The 18,598-nt window shown below is 76.0% G+C and carries 15 protein-coding genes and 4 tRNA genes; 10 read left to right on the top strand and 9 right to left on the bottom strand.

Annotation, left to right across the window (positions count from 1 at the left end; all coding sequences use genetic code 11):
* Window positions 1-5: 5 nt before the first annotated feature.
* The 4 genes from AB8M62_RS10355 to glgX form a co-directional block, all read right to left on the bottom strand.
* On the bottom strand, window positions 6-698 hold the full coding sequence (locus AB8M62_RS10355) for an NUDIX hydrolase N-terminal domain-containing protein (RefSeq protein WP_369069475.1): 693 nt from the start codon (window positions 696-698) through the stop codon (window positions 6-8).
* Window positions 695-2,455 carry a malto-oligosyltrehalose trehalohydrolase gene (treZ, locus tag AB8M62_RS10360; RefSeq protein ID WP_369069476.1) on the bottom strand — a complete coding sequence of 587 codons (1,761 nt, stop codon included), beginning with the start codon at window positions 2,453-2,455 and terminating at the stop codon, window positions 695-697. The genes AB8M62_RS10355 and treZ overlap by 4 nt, the downstream gene beginning before the upstream one ends.
* Before the next feature lie 79 nt (window positions 2,456-2,534).
* On the bottom strand, window positions 2,535-5,039 hold the full coding sequence (gene treY / locus AB8M62_RS10365) for a malto-oligosyltrehalose synthase (protein ID WP_369069477.1): 2,505 nt from the start codon (window positions 5,037-5,039) through the stop codon (window positions 2,535-2,537).
* Window positions 5,036-7,180, bottom strand: a complete 2,145-nt coding sequence (gene glgX, locus AB8M62_RS10370) for a glycogen debranching protein GlgX (RefSeq protein ID WP_369069478.1) — start codon at window positions 7,178-7,180, stop codon at window positions 5,036-5,038. Before glgX ends, treY begins: the two co-directional genes overlap by 4 nt.
* A gap of 199 nt (window positions 7,181-7,379) precedes the next feature.
* On the opposite strand from glgX, the gene AB8M62_RS10375 reads away from it, so the two are divergent.
* Window positions 7,380-8,420, top strand: coding sequence for a YihY/virulence factor BrkB family protein (locus AB8M62_RS10375; protein WP_369052312.1), 1,041 nt, complete (start codon window positions 7,380-7,382; stop codon window positions 8,418-8,420).
* Window positions 8,421-8,509: 89 nt separating this feature from the next.
* Here the strand turns inward: AB8M62_RS10375 and AB8M62_RS10380 are convergent.
* The 5 genes from AB8M62_RS10380 to AB8M62_RS10400 form a co-directional block, all read right to left on the bottom strand.
* A tRNA-Val gene (locus AB8M62_RS10380) sits at window positions 8,510-8,584 on the bottom strand.
* Window positions 8,585-8,619: 35 nt separating this feature from the next.
* A tRNA-Cys gene (locus AB8M62_RS10385) sits at window positions 8,620-8,690 on the bottom strand.
* Between the two features lie 32 nt (window positions 8,691-8,722).
* Window positions 8,723-8,795 (bottom strand) — tRNA-Gly (locus AB8M62_RS10390).
* A 139-nt stretch (window positions 8,796-8,934) separates the two neighbouring features.
* On the bottom strand, window positions 8,935-10,098 hold the full coding sequence (locus AB8M62_RS10395) for an alpha-hydroxy acid oxidase (protein WP_369069479.1): 1,164 nt from the start codon (window positions 10,096-10,098) through the stop codon (window positions 8,935-8,937).
* Between the two features lie 118 nt (window positions 10,099-10,216).
* Entirely contained in the window at window positions 10,217-10,645 is a 429-nt protein-coding gene (locus tag AB8M62_RS10400; RefSeq protein ID WP_369069480.1) for an SsgA family sporulation/cell division regulator, read from the bottom strand.
* Window positions 10,646-10,933: 288 nt separating this feature from the next.
* Here AB8M62_RS10400 and AB8M62_RS10405 point away from each other — a divergent pair, with 288 nt between their 5' ends.
* From AB8M62_RS10405 to AB8M62_RS10445, 9 genes are all read left to right on the top strand, one after another.
* Entirely contained in the window at window positions 10,934-11,599 is a 666-nt protein-coding gene (locus tag AB8M62_RS10405) for a TIGR02611 family protein (RefSeq protein ID WP_369069481.1), read from the top strand.
* Between the two features lie 89 nt (window positions 11,600-11,688).
* Window positions 11,689-11,760, top strand: a tRNA-Val gene (locus AB8M62_RS10410).
* Window positions 11,761-11,809: 49 nt separating this feature from the next.
* Window positions 11,810-12,460, top strand: a complete 651-nt coding sequence (locus AB8M62_RS10415; protein ID WP_369069482.1) for an MOSC N-terminal beta barrel domain-containing protein — start codon at window positions 11,810-11,812, stop codon at window positions 12,458-12,460.
* Window positions 12,461-12,541: 81 nt separating this feature from the next.
* On the top strand, window positions 12,542-14,521 hold the full coding sequence (thrS, locus tag AB8M62_RS10420) for a threonine--tRNA ligase (protein WP_369069483.1): 1,980 nt from the start codon (window positions 12,542-12,544) through the stop codon (window positions 14,519-14,521).
* 2 nt (window positions 14,522-14,523) lie between these two features.
* Entirely contained in the window at window positions 14,524-15,156 is a 633-nt protein-coding gene (locus tag AB8M62_RS10425; RefSeq protein ID WP_373694909.1) for an HIT family protein, read from the top strand.
* Window positions 15,157-15,159: 3 nt separating this feature from the next.
* Window positions 15,160-15,810: a phosphatidylinositol phosphate synthase gene (pgsA, locus tag AB8M62_RS10430; protein ID WP_369069484.1), complete on the top strand. Its 651-nt coding sequence runs from the start codon at window positions 15,160-15,162 to the stop codon at window positions 15,808-15,810.
* Window positions 15,807-16,766, top strand: coding sequence for a phosphatidylinositol mannoside acyltransferase (locus AB8M62_RS10435; RefSeq protein WP_369069485.1), 960 nt, complete (start codon window positions 15,807-15,809; stop codon window positions 16,764-16,766). The genes pgsA and AB8M62_RS10435 overlap by 4 nt, the downstream gene beginning before the upstream one ends.
* Window positions 16,763-17,896, top strand: coding sequence for a glycosyltransferase family 4 protein (locus tag AB8M62_RS10440; RefSeq protein ID WP_369052304.1), 1,134 nt, complete (start codon window positions 16,763-16,765; stop codon window positions 17,894-17,896). Before AB8M62_RS10435 ends, AB8M62_RS10440 begins: the two co-directional genes overlap by 4 nt.
* Window positions 17,893-18,561, top strand: coding sequence for a hypothetical protein (locus AB8M62_RS10445; protein ID WP_369069486.1), 669 nt, complete (start codon window positions 17,893-17,895; stop codon window positions 18,559-18,561). Before AB8M62_RS10440 ends, AB8M62_RS10445 begins: the two co-directional genes overlap by 4 nt.
* The last annotated feature ends 37 nt before the right edge of the window (window positions 18,562-18,598 follow it).

An 18,598-nucleotide genomic window follows, 5' to 3' on the forward strand; every position in this document is an offset into this window, starting at 1 on the left:
GCCCGTCAGTCCCACTCGGTGGGCAGGGCGGGGTCGCGGTGGTGGGCCAGCAGCCGCTCCAGCTCCGCGCGCACCACCCGCGCGCCGGACAGCTCCGGCAGCTCCTCCAGGCCGAACCAGCCGACCTCCAGGGTCTCCAGGTCCTGCGGCGGCACCGGCTCGCCCACCACCCGCCCGAGGAAGAACAGGTGGAAGACCGCCACCGGCAGCGGCGGCTGCTTGCCGCGCACGTCGCGCTCCCACACGGCCACGAGCTTGACCGGCTCGACGGGGTAGCCGGTCTCCTCGAGCGCCTCGCGCGCGGCGGCCTCACCGGGCCGGTCGCCCGGGTCCACCCACCCGCCGGGCAGCGACCACCGCCCGTCGCTGCGCTCGCGCAGCAGCAGGAACCGCTCGGCGGCGTCCAGCACACCCACCCGCACGTCGACCTTGGGCGTCGCGTACCCGGTGTCCCCGCCCAGGTCGGTGCGCAGGGCGTCCTCGTCGGCCCCCGACACCGCGGCCAGCAGCTGCACCGAGACGTCCTGCAGCTGCCGGTAGCGGGCGGTGTCGTAGTCGCGGGCCGGGTCGCCCACGGAGTAGGCCAGCCCGTCCTGGGCCAGCGCCGCGATCCGCACCGCGGCCCGGCGCACGGCCTCCGCCGGCGCGAGCGCCCCGCCCGGTCCCGCCCCGCCCGGTCCCGCGCCGTCCGCGCTCACGCGACGCGGACCACGGCGACGCCCTCACCGGTCAGCCGCACGCCCTCGCCGAGCAGCTCCGGCGCGGGGGAGGCCGGGTGGGCGGCCACGACCTGCACGGGCGCCCCGCCCACGGGCACGTCGGCCCCGCCGCCGAGGGCGACGACGACGCGGAAGGAGCCGCGGTGCAGCACGAGCGCGTTGCCGACCACGTCCACGCGCACCGCCCGCAGGTCGTCGTCGCGCAGGTCCGGCTCGTTGCGTCGCAGCGCGATCAGCCGCCGGTACCAGTCGAGCACGCGGGCGTGGGACTCCTCGCCGACCTCGTCCCAGCGCAGCACCGAGCGCTCGCGGGTGGCCGGGTCCTGCGGGTCGGGCACGTCCTCGGCGTCCCAGCCGTGGTCGCCGAACTCCGAGCGGCGGCCCTCGCTGACGGCGCGGCCGAGCTCGGGATCGGGGAAGGAGGTGAAGAACTGCCACGGCGTGGAGGCGTTCCACTCCTCGCCCATGAACAGCATGGGGGTGAACGGCCCCAGCAGGTACAGGGCGGCGCCGGCGGCCAGCCGCGCCTCGCTGAGCAGGTGCCCGATCCGCTCACCGGTGGCGCGGTTGCCGACCTGGTCGTGGGTCTGCACGTACCCCAGGAACGCCCCGCCGCGCACGGCGTCGCGGTCCACGGCCTTCCCCCACACCTCGCCGCGGAACGTGGAGAACCGCCCGGCGTGGAAGAACGCCTCCTCGAACGTGGTCTTCAGCACCTCGGGGGAGCCGAAGTCGCCGTAGTAGCCCTGCCGCTCACCGGTCAGCCAGGCGTGCAGGGCGTGGTGGACGTCGTCGTCCCACTGGGCCGTCATCCCGAACCCGCCCCGCTCGGTCGGGGTGACCATGACGGCGTCGTTGAGGTCGCTCTCGGCGACCAGCGACAGCGGCCGGCCCAGCTCGCGCGAGAGGGCGGCCGTCTCGTCGGCCAGCTGCGCCAGCACGTGCACGTCGGAGTCGTCGACGAGGGCGTGCACGGCGTCCAGGCGCAGCGCGTCGACGTGGAAGTCGCGGAACCAGCGCAGCGCGTTGTCGACGATCCAGCGGCGCACCTCCACCGAGCCGGTGTCGTCGAGGTTCACCGCTGCGCCCCACGGCGTCTCGTGCTTGTCGGTGAAGTAGGGACCGAACTCGGCCAGGTAGTTCCCGCTGGGGCCCAGGTGGTTGTAGACGCAGTCGAGGGCGACCGCGAGGCCGCGCGCGTGGCAGGCGTCGACGAACGCCGCGAACGCCTCCGGACCGCCGTAGGCGTGGTGCACGGCGTACGGGGCGACGCCGTCGTAGCCCCAGTTGTGCTCCCCGTCCCAGGAGGACACCGGCAGCACCTCGACGACGTCGACGCCGAGGTCGACGAGGTGGTCGAGCTTCGCCGCCGCCGCGGCGAACGTGCCCTCGGGGGTGAACGTGCCGACGTGCAGCTCGTAGAACACCGCGCCGCGCGCGTCGCGGCCGGCCCAGCCGCCGTCGCTCCAGCGGAACGTCGCCGGGTCGACCACGGCGCTGGCCCCGTGCACCCCGTCCGGCTGCCACCCGCTGCGCGGGTCGGGCCGCTCGTCCCCGCCGTCGAGGCGGAACGCGTAGCGCGTGCCGTGACCGGCGCCGTCCACCTGCGCGGTCCACCAGCCCTCGCGCGGCGACCCGCTGCGCTCCATCGCGACCGACCCGCCGTCCACGACGACGTCCACCTGCTGCGCCTGCGGCGCCCACACCCCGAACTGCATGCCCCCACCCTGGCCCATGCGACGACTCCTGGCGCGTCCACCACCCCTCCCGCGGCGGGGAGGGTGGGGAACGCGCCAGGAGTCGGACGGTGGCGGGTCAGTCCGCCCGGACGAGGAGCGCGACGGGCAGCGCGCTGAGCACGTCGGCGACGCGGACGGTCCCGCCGTCCACGCGCGCGCCCGTGAAGGCGTCGACCCAGGAACCCGCGGGCAGCGCGAGGGTGTGCTCGCCCCACCCGCCCAGGCGCTCCAGCGCCACCGGCAGCCGGGTCGCCACCGCCACGGCGGCCGGCGCGCCGACGGGACCGCGCGCGAAGGCCACGGCGTTGCCGGAGGACGTCGGCACGGGGGAGTAGTCGGCGCCCTCCCCGACGAAGTGCTCCGCGTGCTCGCGCCGCACCCGCAGGGTGCGCGAGACCACCAGCAGCTTCTCGTCGTGCAGGTCGCGCGGGGCACCGCCCTCGTCGAGGGCGGCCAGGCGCCGCTCGCGCTCGGCGTAGTCCACCGGCCGGCGGTTGTCCGGGTCCACCAGGGACAGGTCGACCAGCTCGGTGCCCTGGTAGACGTCCGGCACGCCCGGCATGGCCAGCTGCACGAACTTCTGCCCCAGCACGGCCGTGCGCGCCGCGTCCGCGGTGAGCTCGACGAACTCCCGCACGGCCGCCAGGACCGCCTCGTCGCCCAGCACCCCGGTGGCGAAGCGCTCGACCGCCGCCTCGTACACCTCGTCCGGCGCCGTCCAGGTGGTGTGGTCCTTGGCCTCGCGGGTCGCCTTCTGCAGGTAGCCCAGCAGCCGCTCGGCGCTGATCGGCCCCTCGCCCCACGTGCCGAAGAGCGTCTGCCACACCAGCAGCTCGGTGCGCGCGTCCAGCTCGGCGGCGCGGTGCTCGACGGCCAGCTCGCGCCAGCGCGCCAGGGCCGCGCCCCACTCCTCGGTGCGCTCGGACAGCACCGACAGCCGGGCCCGCACGTCCTCGCTGCGCTTGGTGTCGTGCGTGGACAGCGTCGTCATGGCCGCCGGCCAGTCCCGCGCCAGCACGGTGCAGAAGGAGTGGAACTCCTCCGGCGCGGTGCCGAAGCGCGTCGGGTCACCGCCCACCTCGTTGAGCGAGGACAGGCGGAACCAGCGGTAGAAGGCGGTGTCCTCGATGCCCTTGGCCATCACCGGGCCGCAGGTCTGCTGGAAGCGCACGACGAACTCGGCCACCCGCCGGTCCTCGGGGCTGCCGGCCCGGCCCAGGGCCAGGTCGACGACCACCCCCAGGGTGTCGTGCCGCTCCTCGGGCAGGTGCGCGCGCGCGTGCTCGGCGGCGCCCTCCACGACGCGCACGGCCTCCTCGGGCGCCTGCTCGCCGGGCACCACGTAGGCGCGGTACTGGTGGAAGGCCACCAGCAGCTCCACGACGCACTCGTGCAGGCCGCGGCGGGTGTGGTCGCGCAGGTCGACGTCGTCGTGGCAGATGCCCGACAGCAGGTCGACCAGGCGGTGCACCTCGGCGTACAGGCCGTGCTCGACGACCTCGCGCTTGGCGTGGTCGACGACGGCCTGGAAGGTCCCGGTCTCCCCGGTGACCGCCACGTACTGCTCCGTCAGGGGCTCGGCGCCGGTCGGGTCGAGGAACAGCCCGCCCACGCGGTGCAGGGCGTCGTAGCCCGTGGTGCCGGCGCACGCCCAGTCCCGGGGCAGCGCCTCGTCGCCCTCGAGGATCTTCTCCACGACGACCCACGCGCTGCCGTCGCCGGTGGCGCCCGCGGTGGCCTCCGCCAGCCACCGCAGGTAGCCGCGGGGGTCGGCCAGGCCGTCCGGGTGGTCGATGCGCAGGCCCTGCAGGTCCCCGCGGCCCACCAGCTCCAGCAGGAGGGCGTGGGAGGCGTCGAAGACCTCGCGGTCCTCCACGCGGATCGCCGCGAGGGTGTCGACGTCGAAGAAGCGCCGGTAGTTCAGCTCCTCGTCGGCCACCCGCCAGTGCGCCAGCCGGTACCACTGCCGGTCCACCAGCTGCGCCAGCGGCAGGTCCTCGGTGCCCGGGCGCACGGGGAAGACGTGGTCGTAGTAGCGCAGCACCCGCTCGCGGGCACCGCCGACCTCGGCCTCGTCCAGGGACAGCTCCCCGGCGGCCAGGACCTGCCCGATCCGCTGCCCGAGGACGGCCATGAGGATCGCCCGGTCCGGCACGGACCAGTCGACGTCGAACCAGCGCGCGAACGGCGAGCGCGGGCCCTCCTTGAGCACCGACCACAGCTGGGCGTTGTCGGAGGCCGGGGTCGGCACCGCCATGTGGTTGGGCACGACGTCGGCCACGGCCGCCAGGCCCTGCTCGCGCAGGGCGGCGGCCAGCCGGTCGAAGCCCTCGCGGCCGCCCGCCTCGGGGTTCAGCCGCGCGTGGTCGACGACGTCGTAGCCGTGCGTGGAGCCCTTCGCGGGCGCCAGCACGGGCGACAGGTAGGCGTGCGAGGCGCCGAGGCGCCGCAGGTGCGCGGCCTGCGCGGCGGCGTCGTCGAAGGTGAAGGCCGGCTGCACCTGGAAGCGGTAGGTGCTCACCGGCACGACGGCCGGGCGGTAGCCGCCGGCCGGGCCGGCGCCGGTGGGGCGCTCGCTCACTTGGCGTCCCCCAGCGGCCCGCGGGCCAGGACGAGGATGGAGCGCCCCGCCACCGGCAGCGTGGTGCCGGGGGAGAACGCCGACTCCTCCGTGAAGATCGACACGACGCCCACCTGGTCGTCGGCGGTGTCCAGGCGCGGCAGCCAGCTGTCGCCGTACGCCTTCTCCGGCAGGGTGAACTCCACCGACTCGTGCCACGGGTTGTACATGATGAGGAACGAGTCGCCGACGATGCGCTCGCCGCGGCGGTCCGGCTCGGGGATGGCCTCGCCGTTGAGGAAGACCATGACGCAGCGGTTGGAGGCGTCGCCCCAGTCCGCGTCGGTCATCTCGGTGCCGTCGGAGCCGAACCACTCGATGTCGCCGACGTCGCTCTCGCCGCCGTGGCCGGCGTCGCCGGCGAAGAAGCGGCGGCGCTGGAAGACGGGCTCGGTGCGGCGCAGCTCCACCACGCGCCGGGTGAAGGCGAGCAGCTCGCGCTGCGGCTCGTCCAGGTCCCAGTCGACCCACGCCAGCTCGTTGTCCTGGCAGTAGACGTTGTTGTTGCCCTGCTGGGTGCGGCCCAGCTCGTCGCCGTGCAGGATCATCGGCACGCCCTGGCTCAGCAGCAGCGTCACCATGAGGTTGCGGTGCTGGCGGGCCCGCAGCGCGACGATCTCCGGGTCGTCGCTGGGTCCCTCCACGCCGCAGTTCCAGGAGCGGTTGTGGCTCTCGCCGTCCGCGCCGCCCTCGCCGTTGGCGTCGTTGTGCTTCTCGTTGTACGAGACGAGGTCGCGCATCGTGAAGCCGTCGTGGGCGGTGACGAAGTTGATGCTGGCGATGGGCTTGCGGCCGGAGTGCTCGTACAGGTCCGAGGACCCGCTGACGCGGCTGGCGAACTCGCCCAGCGTCTTGGGCTCACCGCGCCAGAAGTCGCGCACGGTGTCGCGGTAGCGCCCGTTCCACTCGGTCCACAGGGGCGGGAACCCGCCGACCTGGTAGCCGCCGTCGCCGACGTCCCACGGCTCGGCGATGAGCTTGACCTGGCTGACGACCGGGTCCTGCTGCACGAGGTCGAAGAAGGCGCTCAGGCGGTCGACCTCGTGGAACTGCCGGGCCAGCGTCGAGGCGAGGTCGAAGCGGAAGCCGTCGACGTGCATCTCGGTCACCCAGTACCGCAGCGAATCCATGATCAGCTGCAGGACGTGCGGGGAGCGCATCAGCAGGCTGTTGCCCGTGCCGGTGGTGTCGAAGTAGTGCTTCTCGTCCCCGTCGACCAGCCGGTAGTAGTTGGCGTTGTCGATGCCGCGGAAGCACAGCGTCGGGCCCATGTGGTTGCCCTCGGCGGTGTGGTTGTAGACGACGTCGAGGATGACCTCGATGTTCGCCTCGTGCAGCGCGCGCACCATCGACTTGAACTCCTGCACCTGCTGGCCGCGCTGGCCGGTGGAGGAGTAGGCGTTGTGCGGGGCGAAGAAGCCGATGGTGTTGTAGCCCCAGTAGTTGGACAGCCCCTTCTCCGTGAGGTGGGTGTCCTGGACGAACTGGTGCACCGGCATGAGCTCGACGGCCGTCACGCCCAGCTGGGTGAGGTGCTCGATCATCGCCGGGTGGGCCATGCCCGCGTACGTCCCGCGGATCTCCTCGGGGATGTCCGGGTGCTGCTCGGTCAGCCCCTTGACGTGCGCCTCGTAGATCACCGACTCGTGGTACTCGTGCCCGGGGCGCCGGTCGCTGCCCCAGTCGAAGTACGGGTTGACGACGACCGAGAGCATCGTGTGCCCGGCGCTGTCGGCGTCGTTGACGGTGTCGGGGGCGTCGAAGTGGTAGCTGAACAGCGACTCGTCGCCGTCCACCTGCCCCTCCACGGCCTTGGCGTAGGGGTCCAGCAGCAGCTTCTCGGGCTGGCAGCGGTGCCCCTGCTCGGGGTTGAAGGGACCGTGGACGCGGTAGCCGTAGCGCTGCCCGGGCTGCACGGAGGGCAGGTAGGCGTGGTGGACGAAGCCGTCGACCTCGGGCAGGTCGAGGCGCGTCTCGCTGCCGTCGTCCTCGATCAGGCACAGCTCCACCCGCTCGGCGGCCTCCGAGAACAGGGCGAAGTTGGTCCCCGCCCCGTCGTAGGTCGCCCCGAGGGGGTAGGGCCGTCCGGGCCAGATCTGCATCGCACTTCCTCCGCTGGGTGACTCCGGACGGTCCCCGGCCGCGCTCCTGCTCGACGCTGCCGTGCGGAACCCCCCGCCGGGGGGTGCCGCGTGCCGTCCGACGGCCAGCATCATGTCGTCTCCGCCCCGCGGGCACGACCGGGAGCCCGTCCCGGCGCGCCCGGGCGGGAGGGACCCGCCCGGCCGGTAGCGTCGGGGCGTGGCACCCGACGACCTCCCGGCGGCGCCCTCCGCCGCCGGCCGCCGGCCGCGCGTGCTCCAGGTGCCCCGGCTGCCCCGCCCGCGCGTGCCCGCCGGGGGAGCGCTGCGGCCGCTGCTGCGGGTCCTGCTGCGGGTGCTGCGCGACGCGCGCGCCCTGGTCGCCGGGACGGTGGGGGCGTGCCTGCGCTTCCGGGTCACCGGCCTGGCCGCCGAGGGCGGCTTCTTCATGCTGCTGTCGCTGCCGCCGCTCGTCTTCGGGCTGGTGGCGCTGCTCGGCTACGCCGGGCGCTGGGTGCCGGCCTCCGACCTGGCCGCCGCCCGCACCCAGATGGAGGAGCTCGCCCAGTCGGTCCTGACCGCCGAGGCGGTCAGCGAGGTCGTCCTGCCCACCTTCGACTCGGTGACCACGCAGGGGCGCGCCGACCTGACGGTGCTGGCCTTCGCGGTGAGCGTGTGGTCGGGCTCGCGCGCCCTCAACGTCCTCGTCGACACCGTGGCGATCATGTACGGCTTCGGCGGGCACCGCGGCATCGTGCGCACCCGGCTGCTGTCGCTGAGCACGTACCTGGTCGCCCTCGTGGTGGGCGTCGTGGTGCTGCCGCTGGTCCTCGTGGGCCCGCAGCTGCTGCAGCGGTGGCTGCCGGGTCGGCTGCAGCCGCTGAGCGAGCTGTACTGGCCGCTGGTGCTGGTGCTCTCGATCGCCGGTCTGGCGACGCTCTACCACCTGGCGACCCCGGTGCGCAGCCGCTGGTGGCGCGACCTGCCGGGCGCGGTCCTGGCCGTCGTCGGCTGGCTGGGCGTCTCCTACGTCCTGCGCGGGGCCCTGTCGGCGACCGTGCAGGGGGCCTCGACGTCGGTGTACGGCCCGCTGGCCGCGCCGATCGTCGTCCTCATCTGGTTCTACTTCCTCACCATCGTGCTGCTGGTGGGGGCCGCGCTGAACTCCGCGGTGGACCGCGTGTGGCCGGACGAGGAGAAGGCCGCCGCCCGCGCCAGCGCCCGGGCCGAGGCCGCCCGCCGGCGGCGCTGGGTGCCCTGAGGGGCTGCCCGGGCGGGACACCGGGGCGCCGGGCCCCCGGGAGAGCACGACGAAGGCCGGACCCGTCGGGTCCGGCCTTCGTCGGGGGCTGGTGGGCGATACTGGGATCGAACCAGTGACCTCTTCCGTGTCAGGGAAGCGCGCTACCGCTGCGCCAATCGCCCGAGTCCGCACCAAGGCCACGCCTTGGTGGGCACCGAGGTGGAGACGGGATTCGAACCCGCGTACACGGCTTTGCAGGCCGTTGCCTCGCCTCTCGGCCACTCCACCGTGAGGCGCGTGCCCCGGAGCTCGTGCCCCCGAGCGGACGACGGGACTCGAACCCGCGACCCTCACCTTGGCAAGGTGATGCGCTACCAACTGCGCTACGTCCGCACACCAGGTGTTCCCCCGGCCTTCCGGCCCGGTTCGCCCTGACGTCGTAGACAGTAGCCGACCGCCGGGGACGGAGTCCAATCGCCCCCCGGGCACCACCCGGACGCCCGCGCCCGGGCGGGCGCCCGGGGTCAGAGCCTCAGTGCCACAACAGGTCCGGACCCAGGTCGGCCAGCCGCGGGGCGCCGCACAGGCCCATCGCCATGCGCAGCTCCGTGTCCAGCATGTGCAGCGCGGCCAGGACGCCCTCGCGGCCCGCGGCGGCCAGGCCGTACAGGTACGGACGGCCGACGAAGACCGCGTCCGCGCCCAGGCACAGCGCCTTGAGCACGTCGGTGCCGCGCCGCACCCCGGAGTCGACGACCACGGGGACCCGGCCGGCGACCTCGGCGGCCACCGCGGGCAGGGCCTGCGCCGTCGGCACGACCGTGTCGAGGTTGCGCGCGCCGTGGTTGGACACCCACACCCCGCGCGCGCCGTGGTCCAGGGCCCGCGAGGCGTCGTCGGCGCGCAGCACGCCCTTGACGACGACGGGCAGGTCCGTGAGCTCCGCCAGCCACGTGATGTCCTTCCACGTCAGCGTCGGGTCCAGGCGCTCGACGTAGACCCGGCGGTGGGCCGGCAGCGGGTCCTCCACGCGCGCGGTCTGCGCGGGCAGGTTCGCGAAGGACAGCCCCGCCGGCAGGCGCACGCTGCGGCGGCGGTCGGTGTCGCGGGCGCCCAGCACCGGGGTGTCGACGGTGACCACGAGGGCCTGGTAGCCGGCCGCGGCCGCCCGCAGGGCCAGGCTCGCGGTCAGGTCCCGGTCGCGGCGCACGTACAGCTGGAACCACAGCGGTCCCGTCGCCCGGGCCGCGACGTCCTCCATCGAGGCCGTGCCCAGGGTGCTCTGGCAGTAGACCATCCCGGCCTCGTTGGCGGCGTCGACGACGCCCAGCTCGCCGTCGTCGTGCCAGATGCGGTGGCTGGCCGCCGGGGACAGGCCGATGGGGGAGGCCACCCGCGACCCGAACAGCTCCACGGAGGTGTCGATGGCGTCCACGCCCACGAGGCAGCGCGGCGCGAGGCGGATCTCGCCCCACGCCTCCTCGTTCCAGCGCAGGCTGCGCTCGTCCCCGGACCCGCCCTCCAGGTAGTCCCACATCTCCTGCCCGAAGGCGCCCTCGCGCATCCGCCGCAGCGCCGCGGCGCGCAGCTCGTGCACGTTGAGGGGGGCGTCGGCGACGCCCGGGCCGGACGGGTCGACGTGGGGCATCCCGGCCGGCGGGGTCTGCGAGGGCGGACGGGTGGTCGTGTCGGTCATGTCCCCGGAGTACCAGACGCGCGCGGCCGCCGTGCCGCTGCGCGCCCGTTCGGTGGCGGAAGTCCCCCGTCGGGGTGCGCGCGGCTCCGTCGCCGCCCGCGCTCCCGGGGGGCGCGGTTCAGGAGACGAGCCGGGCGACCAGGTCGTCGAGGTCGAGGTGGCGGGTCTCGCGCCCCGGGGGCACCAGGGCGTCGGCCCGGCGCAGGAAGCGCCGCACGTCGGCCTCGTCGGCCTCCAGCTCGGCGTTGCCGTCGGGGGAGGACAGGCGCAGCAGGACGCGCCGGCGGCCGTCGACGGAGCCGGAGCAGGGCCGCACGTGCACGTCCCCGTCGCCGGCCGGGCCGACGAGGCCCTCGCGCAGCAGGTCGCGGGCGAAGACCCACTCCACGTCGGCGTCGCCGCCGCGGAAGACGGCGTGGATGGCGTAGGGGTCGTCGGCCCCGTAGTGCAGGCTCGCGGGCACGGGCAGCCCGGGGCCGGTCGAGGTCCGCAGGCGCAGCGACACGTCGACGTCGACCTCGGTCTTGCGGTGCGGCAGTGCGGGCACGTCGACCTCCGTGTGCTCGTGGCCGCTGACGGGCTCCAGCGACCGTGTGGACGAGTTTCCCACTGTTCGCGCGTCTCAAACACCCGAACGGTGCAGGTCGGACGCACCCGTCCGGGTGGAGGTTCCCCGGTGCCCCCGGGTGCCGGAGCGGGGGAGGACCTGCGCAGGTCGGCGCCCGGGATCCGCGAGCGCCCCCCGCGCGTTGCACGATCGGGTCGCGCCGCCGGAGCGGGCGGCGCCGGTGCGCGACGGTGCGCGGGGACGGGACGGCCGCGGGACGGGGGACGGGTGAGGACGATCGAGCAGCACGGCGGGGACGGTCGGGGACGGACCGCCGGCGGCGGGGCCGGCAGCGGTCAGCTCCCGCGCGCCCGGGAGACCCCCGGCGACCCCGCCCCGGCGGGCGGGCCGGACGAGCCGCGGGCCGCGCGGGACGCGGCGGCCGGGACCGGCGACGCGGCGCTCGCCTCGGCCGCGCAGGAGGCCGCCGCCGCGACGGAGCCGCACCCCGCCGCCCGGGCGGTGCGCCGGCGCCGCGCCGAGCGCCTGCGCGCCTCGCTGCGCGCCCGCCGGGCCCGGCTGCGCACCGACCCGCGCGCCTACCGCCTGTACCGGACGGCCGTCGGCGCCGTCGGCGGCCTCGTCGTCCTCCTGGGCCTGGTGCTCGTGCCGCTGCCGGGCCCGGGCTGGCTCGTCGTCTTCCTGGGCCTGGCCCTGCTCGGCACGGAGTTCCACGTCGCCCGGCGGCTGCTGCGCTTCGCGCGCCGGCACGTCGACCGGTGGACGCGGTGGGTGGCCGGGCGCTCGTGGGGGACGCGGATCGCCATGGGGTCGGCCACGGCCGCCGCCGGCGGGCTGCTCGTCTACGGCTACCTCGCCGCCGCCGGGGTGCCCGGGTGGGTGCCCGAGCAGGTCACCGCGCAGCTCGTGCTCGTGCCCGGCGTCGGCGGCTGAGCGCGCCGGGCGACCGCGCGGGAGGCGGGCGTCGGCGTCCCCGGCGCCGTGTATGGTGTTCCACGCCGGTCGCGGTCAGCGGTCGCACCGGGCGATTAGCTCAGCGGGAGAGCACCTCGTTCACACCGAGGGGGTCACTGGTTCGATCCCAGTATCGCCCACCCAGCACCACCCACCGGGGCCCTCGGCCCCGACCCGGGAGGACGGCCCGTGCAGCGCCTCGTCGCCACCGTCCAGCAGCTCGCCGTCTTCCCCGTGAAGTCCCTGCCGGGGACGGCCCCCCACCGCGTCGAGGTCGGCGCCGACGGCCTGCGCGGTGACCGCGCCCTCGTGCTCGTCGGGCCCGGCGGTGAGGTCCTGACCGCCAAGCACCACCCCGGCCTGCGCGCGCTGGAGCTGACCGGCCCGCCGGAGGCGCCGCTGGTCAGCGCGCCCGGCGCCGCGCCCGGCGACCTGGACGCCGTCGCCCGCGCCCTCGGCCTGGACGGCCCCGTGCGCCTGGAGCGCGCCGCCGGCGGTGCCCGGCAGGTGGCCCCCGTCCACGTCGTCACCCTCGCCGAGCGCGCGGCGCCCGGCGCGGGCGACTCCTCGCGCGCCAACGTCGTCCTGGACCTGCCCGGTGAGCCCGGTGAGCCCGGCGAGCCCGCCGGCGCCGGCGCGCCGGCCGGGGCGCTGCTGCGCCCGGAGGGCGCCGACGGGCCCGTGCTGCGGCTGACGCGGCGCCCGCGGCACTGCGCGGGCGTGTTCGCCGACGTCCTCGTCCCCGGGGTCCTGCGGGTCGGGCAGCGGGTGCTGCTGGAGCCGGGCCCGCACGCGCCCGCGGACGGGCGGGCGCCCGGCCCGGCGGGGGCGCACGGCTAGAGTCGCGGGCGCGGGAGCGCGCTCCCGCCGGTGCGCCGCCGGTGCGCCGCCGCCCGAACCCCGCACGTCCCGGAGGCCCGCGTGTCCGCGCAGCTCACCGTCACCCGCACCGGCGAGGCCCTGCAGGTGGCCGCCGGCACGACGGCGGGGGAGCTGTTCGCCGACGAGCGCGACGTCGTCGTCGCCCGCGTCAACGGCGAGCTGCGCGACCTGTCGCACCCGCTGGCCGACGGCGACGAGGTCGAGGGCGTGCTGATCTCCTCCGAGGACGGCCTGGCCGTGCTGCGCCACTCCGCCGCGCACGTGGTGGCCCAGGCCGTGCAGCAGCACTTCCCGGACGCGAAGCTGGGCATCGGCCCGCCCGTGCGCGACGGCTTCTACTACGACTTCGACGTCGAGACGCCGTTCACCCCCGAGGACCTGAAGACGCTGGAGAAGACCGCCCAGCGCATCGTCAAGGAGGGCCAGCGGTTCGTCCGCCGCGTCGTCACCGACGAGGAGGCGCGCGCCGAGCTGGCCGCCGAGCCGTACAAGCTGGAGCTGATCGGGCTGAAGTCCGGCGCCGGCGACGCGGAGGAGGCCGCCGAGGGCGCCGGCGTCGAGGTCGGCGCGGGCGAGCTGACGATCTACGACAACGTCCGCCGCGACGGCACCGTCGCCTGGAAGGACCTGTGCCGCGGCCCGCACCTGCCCACCACCCGCCTGCTGGGCAACGGGTTCACCCTGCTGCGCACCGCCGCCGCCTACTGGCGCGGCAGCGAGAAGAACCCCCAGCTGCAGCGCGTCTACGGCACCGCGTGGCCCAGCAAGGAGGAGCTGAAGGCCTACCAGGAGCGCCTGGCCGAGGCCGAGCGGCGCGACCACCGCCGCCTGGGTGCCGAGCTGGACCTGTTCTCCTTCCCCGACGAGATCGGCTCCGGCCTGGTCGTGTTCCACCCCAAGGGCGGCGTCGTCAAGCGCGTCATGGAGGACTACGTGCGCCGCCGGCACGTGGAGGAGGGCTTCGACTACGTCGGCACCCCGCACATCGCCAAGGGCGGGCTGTTCGAGACCTCCGGGCACCTGCCCTACTACGAGGACACGATGTTCCCGGCGATGGAGCTGGAGAACAGCAGGTACTACCTCAAGGCCATGAACTGCCCGATGCACAACCTGATCTTCCGCTCGCGGGGGCGCTCCTACCGGGAGCTGCCGCTGCGCTTCTTCGAGTTCGGGTCGGTGTACCGCTACGAGAAGAGCGGCGTCGTGCACGGCCTGACCCGCGTGCGCGGGCTCACCCAGGACGACTCGCACAGCTACGTCACCCCGGAGCAGGCGCCCGGCGAGATCAAGCACCTGCTGGACTTCGTCCTCGGCCTGCTGCGCGACTTCGGCCTGGACGACTACTACCTGGAGCTGTCCACCCGCGGGGACTCGGCCAAGTTCATCGGCAGCGACGAGGAGTGGGCCACCGCCACGGCCGTCCTGGAGGCCGCCGCCCGCGACACCGGCCTGGAGCTCGTGCCCGACCCGGGCGGGGCGGCGTTCTACGGGCCGAAGATCTCCGTGCAGGCCCGCGACGCCATCGGCCGCACCTGGCAGATGTCCACCATCCAGTACGACTTCAACCAGCCCGCGCGCTTCGGGCTGGAGTACACCGCCGCCGACGGCTCCAAGCAGCAGCCGGTGATGGTCCACTCGGCGAAGTTCGGCTCCCTGGAGCGCTTCTTCGGCGTCCTCACCGAGCACTACGCCGGCGCCTTCCCGCCGTGGCTGGCGCCCGTGCAGGTCGTCGGGATCCCCGTCGCCGACGCCCACGTGGAGCACCTGCAGGACGTCGCGCGGCAGCTGCGCGCCCGCGGGGTGCGCGTGGAGGTCGACGCCGCCGACGACCGCATGCCCAAGAAGATCCGCACCTGGACCAAGCAGAAGGTGCCGTTCCTGCTCATCGCCGGCGGCGAGGACGTCGAGGCGGGCGCGGTCTCCTTCCGCTACCGCGACGGCAGCCAGCGCAACGGCGTGCCCGTCGAGCAGGCCGTCGCCGAGGTCGTGGACGCCGTCGAGCGCCGCGTGCAGGTCTGAGCGTGGAGCGGGACGGCACGGTGGGGCAGGGCGACGGAGAACCCCGCGTCGAGGCCTCGGAGGGGTTCGCGGGCCGGGCGGACGGCTTCGAGCGGCTGTGGACCCCGCACCGCATGGCGTACATCACCGGCGGCGACAAGCCGGCGGACCCGCACGACGCGCAGCAGTGCCCGTTCTGCCGGGCGCCCTCGCGCTCGGACGCCGAGGGCCTCGTCGTGCACCGGGGCGAGCGCGTCTTCGTCGTCATGAACCTGTACCCGTACAACCCCGGGCACCTGCTGGTGTGCCCGTACCGGCACGTGTCCTCGTACGTGGACCTCGACGCCGCGGAGCTGGCCGAGTTCACCGCGCTGACGCGCGCGGCCGTCCTCACGCTGCGCGCCGCCTCCGACCCGGCCGGGTTCAACCTCGGGATGAACCAGGGCGCCGTCGCCGGCGCCGGGATCGCCGCCCACCTGCACCAGCACGTCGTCCCCCGCTGGGCGGGCGACGCGAACTTCCTGCCCGTGGTGGCGCGCACCAAGGCCCTGCCGGAGCTGCTGGAGGACACCCGCCGGCGCCTCGCCGACGCCTGGACCAGCACCGGGCCCGCTGAGCCCGCTGAGCCCGCCGAGCCCGCCGCCGGCGAGGGCTGAGGCGTGCTCGGCCGCAACGCCCGCGCCCTGGCCGGGCGCGTCTTTACCCCGCCCGCGAAGCTGCTGCTGCGCCTGGGGGTCGGGCCCGACGCGGTGACCGTCGCCGGCACCACCGGCGTCGTCGTCAGCGCGCTGGTGCTGTACCCGCTCGGGCACCTGTTCTGGGGCTCGATCGCGGTGGCCTTCTTCGTGCTCTCCGACACCGTCGACGGGATCATGGCCCGCGCGCTGGACCGGCCCGGCCGCTGGGGCGCCTACCTGGACTCCACCCTCGACCGCTTCGGCGACGCGGCCGTCTTCGGCGGACTCGTCGTCTGGTTCGCCCGCGGCGGCGACTCGCAGCTCACCGCGGGCCTGGCGCTGCTGTGCCTGGTGCTGGGCAGCCTCGTCTCCTACGCCAAGGCGCGCGCCGAGGGCCTCGGCTTCACCGCCGACACGGGCATCGCCGAGCGCTCGGACCGCCTCGTGGCCGTCCTGGTCGCGACCGCCCTCGTGGGCCTCGGGCTGCCGGACGCCGTCCTGCCGGTGGTCCTGGCGCTGCTGGCCGTGGCCAGCGCCGTCACCGTCGTGCAGCGGATGGCCCTCGTGCGGCGCCAGGCCCTCGCCGCCGCCGCGCCCGTCCCGCCCGTCCCGCCCCGCGCGCCCGACGCGTGAGCGGCCGGCGCGAGGACCTCGTCGCCACCGGCCTGCGCACGGCGTGGCGCGCGGCCCGGGCCCTGCCCGAACCCGTCGCGCTGGCGCTGGCGCACGCCGCCGCCGACGTCGCCCACCGCCGCCGCGGCCCGCGCGTCGAGCAGCTGCGCGCCACCCTGCGCCGCGCCCGGCCCGACGCGGCCCCGGCCGAGCTGGACGCCCTCGTGCGCGAGGGCCTGCGCGCCTACGCCCGCTACTGGAGCGACGTCTTCCGCCTGCCGTCCTGGTCGCGCGAGCGGACCACCGCCACCCTGCGGATGGAGGACGCCGGCGGCCTGCGGCAGACCCTCGCGGGCGGGAGCGGCGCCGTGTGCGCGCTGGGCCACCTCGGCAACTGGGACCACGCCGGCGCCTGGAGCGCCCTGGAGCTGGCCCCCGTCACCACGGTGGCCGAGCGGCTGCGCCCGGAGGCCGTGTACGAGGAGTTCCTCGCCTTCCGCTCCCGGGTGGGGATGCGGGTGCTGCCGCTGGGAGACCCGTCCACCCTCGGCGCCCTCGTGCGCAGCGCCCGCGGCGGCGGCCTGGTGCCGCTGCTGGCCGACCGCGACCTGTCCGCCACCGGGGTGCCCGTGACGTTCCTCGGCGAGCGGGTGCGGATGGCCGCCGGCCCGGCCGCCGTGGCGCTGGCCGCCGGTGTGCCGCTGTTCCCGGTCGTCGTGCGCACCGAGCCGCTGGCGCGCAGCTCGACCGCCCGGCGCACCGGCGCCCGGTACGGCGTCGTCCTCGAGGTCGCCCCCGCCGTGCCGGTTCCGCCCGCGCCGCCCGGGGCCACCCCGGCGCAGCACCGGCGCGCCGCGGTCGCCGCGATGACGCAGGCGTGCGCCGACGTCCTCGCCGACGGGGTGCGCCGCTCCCCGCACGACTGGCACGTGCTGCAGCCCGTCTTCACCGCCGACCTCGCGGGGGAGCGCGCGTGAGGATCGGCCTGGTCTGCCCCTACGCCTTCGACGTGCCCGGGGGCGTGCAGTTCCACGTCCGCGACCTGGCCGAGCACCTGCTCGGCCTGGGCCACCACGTGCGGGTGCTGGCTCCCGGCGAGGACGGCGACCCGCACCTGCCGCCCTTCGCCGACGCCGGCGGCCGCGTCGTCGCCGTGCCCTACAACGGGTCCGTGGCGCGGCTGTCGTTCGGCCCGGTGACGGCCGCGCGGGTGCGCCGGTGGGTGGCCGAGGGCGCCTTCGACGTCCTGCACGTGCACGAGCCCGTCGCCCCCAGCACGTCGCTGCTGGCGCTGTGGGCGGCGCAGGGACCGCTCGTGGCGACCTTCCACACCGCCAACCTGCGCTCGCGCGCCCTGCAGGCGGCGTTCCCGCTGCTGCGGCCCGGGCTGGAGAAGGTCTCCGCGCGCATCGCGGTCAGCGAGGACGCCCGCCGCACGCTCGTCGAGCACGTCGGCGGCGACGCCGTCGTGGTCCCCAACGGCGTCTTCGTCGACGCCTTCGCCACCGCGCCCGCCCGGCCCGCGTGGAGCGGGACCGAGCGCGCGCCGGTCGTCGCCTTCGTCGGCCGCCTCGACGAGCCCCGCAAGGGCCTGCCGCTGCTGTGCCAGGTCGTGCCCCGGGTGCGGGCGGTGGTGCCGGGGGCGCGCTTCCTCGTCGCCGGCCGCGGGGACGCCGCCGCGGCCCGGGCGCTGCTGGACGACCCCTCGGCGGTGGAGTTCCTCGGCGCCGTCCCCGACGCCGACAAGCGGGCGCTGCTGGCGTCCGCCGACGTGTACCTGGCCCCGCACACCGGCGGGGAGAGCTTCGGCATCGTCCTCGTGGAGGCGATGGCGGCGGGGGCGGCCGTCGTCGCCAGCGACCTGGGCGCCTTCCGGCGGGTCCTCACCGGCCCCGACGGCGGCGGTGAGCCCGTGGGGGAGCTGTTCACCGTCGGGGACGCGGACGCCGCGGCCGCCGCCGTGCTGCGGCTGCTCGCCGACGCGCCGCGCCGGCGCGCGCTGGCGGCGGCCGGGCGGCGGGCGGCGTGGCGCTACGACTGGTCGCGGGTGGCGGCCGAGGTGCTGGCCGTCTACGAGACCGTGCGCGCCGCGGGCGGTGCGCGGTGACGGCGCTGTGGTGGCTGCTCGCGGCGCTGCTCGTGCTGGCCGCCCTGGGCTGGCACCTGTCCTCGCTGGCCCGCCGCGTCGACCGCCTGCACCACCGCGTGGAGACCAGCCGCGCCGTGCTGGACGCCGAGCTGACCCGCCGGGCGAGCGCCGCGCTGGAGCTGGCCACCTCGGGCGCGCTGGACCCGGCGACCGCGCTGCTGCTGGCCGACGCGGCGACCGCCGCCCTCGACGCCCCGCGCACGCCCGCGGCGCTGCGCGAGGCCGCCCACGCCGACGACGTGCAGCGCTGGCGCGCCGAGAGCGTTCTGAGCGACGCCCTGGACCGCGCCCTCGGCGGGGCCGGGGACGGTGACGGGGCCGGCTGGGACGCCGGCGGGGTCGGGCCGCCCGCACCGGGCGCCGCCGAGGCCGTCGCCCGCGCGCGCCGGGCCGGGCGGCGCGCGCAGCTGGCGCGCCGCTTCCACAACGACGCCGTCGTGCAGACGCTGCGGCTGCGGGGCAAGCGCGTCGTGCGGTGGGGGCGGCTGGCCGGGCACGCCCGGCTGCCGGAGACCGCCGACTTCGACGACGGCACCGGGCGGCCGTGGGCGGCGGAGGAGACCGGCGGCCCCGCGCCGGGCGGCGGTGCCGCCGGGGGGCCCGGCACCGGCGGCGGCTCGTAGGATCGTGCGGGCACCCCGCCCGTCCCCCAGCACAGAT

This window comes from Kineococcus terrestris (assembly GCF_041020755.1).
GTDB lineage: Bacteria > Actinomycetota > Actinomycetes > Actinomycetales > Kineococcaceae > Kineococcus > Kineococcus terrestris.

Coding starts and splice junctions, on each gene's coding strand:
- treZ (WP_369069476.1), bottom strand. CDS start 2,455: ATGGGCCAGGGTGGGGGCATGCAGTTCGGGGTGTGGGCGCCGCAGGCG.
- AB8M62_RS10395 (WP_369069479.1), bottom strand. CDS start 10,098: ATGACCGACACGACCACCCGTCCGCCCTCGCAGACCCCGCCGGCCGGG.
- glgX (WP_369069478.1), bottom strand. CDS start 7,180: ATGCAGATCTGGCCCGGACGGCCCTACCCCCTCGGGGCGACCTACGAC.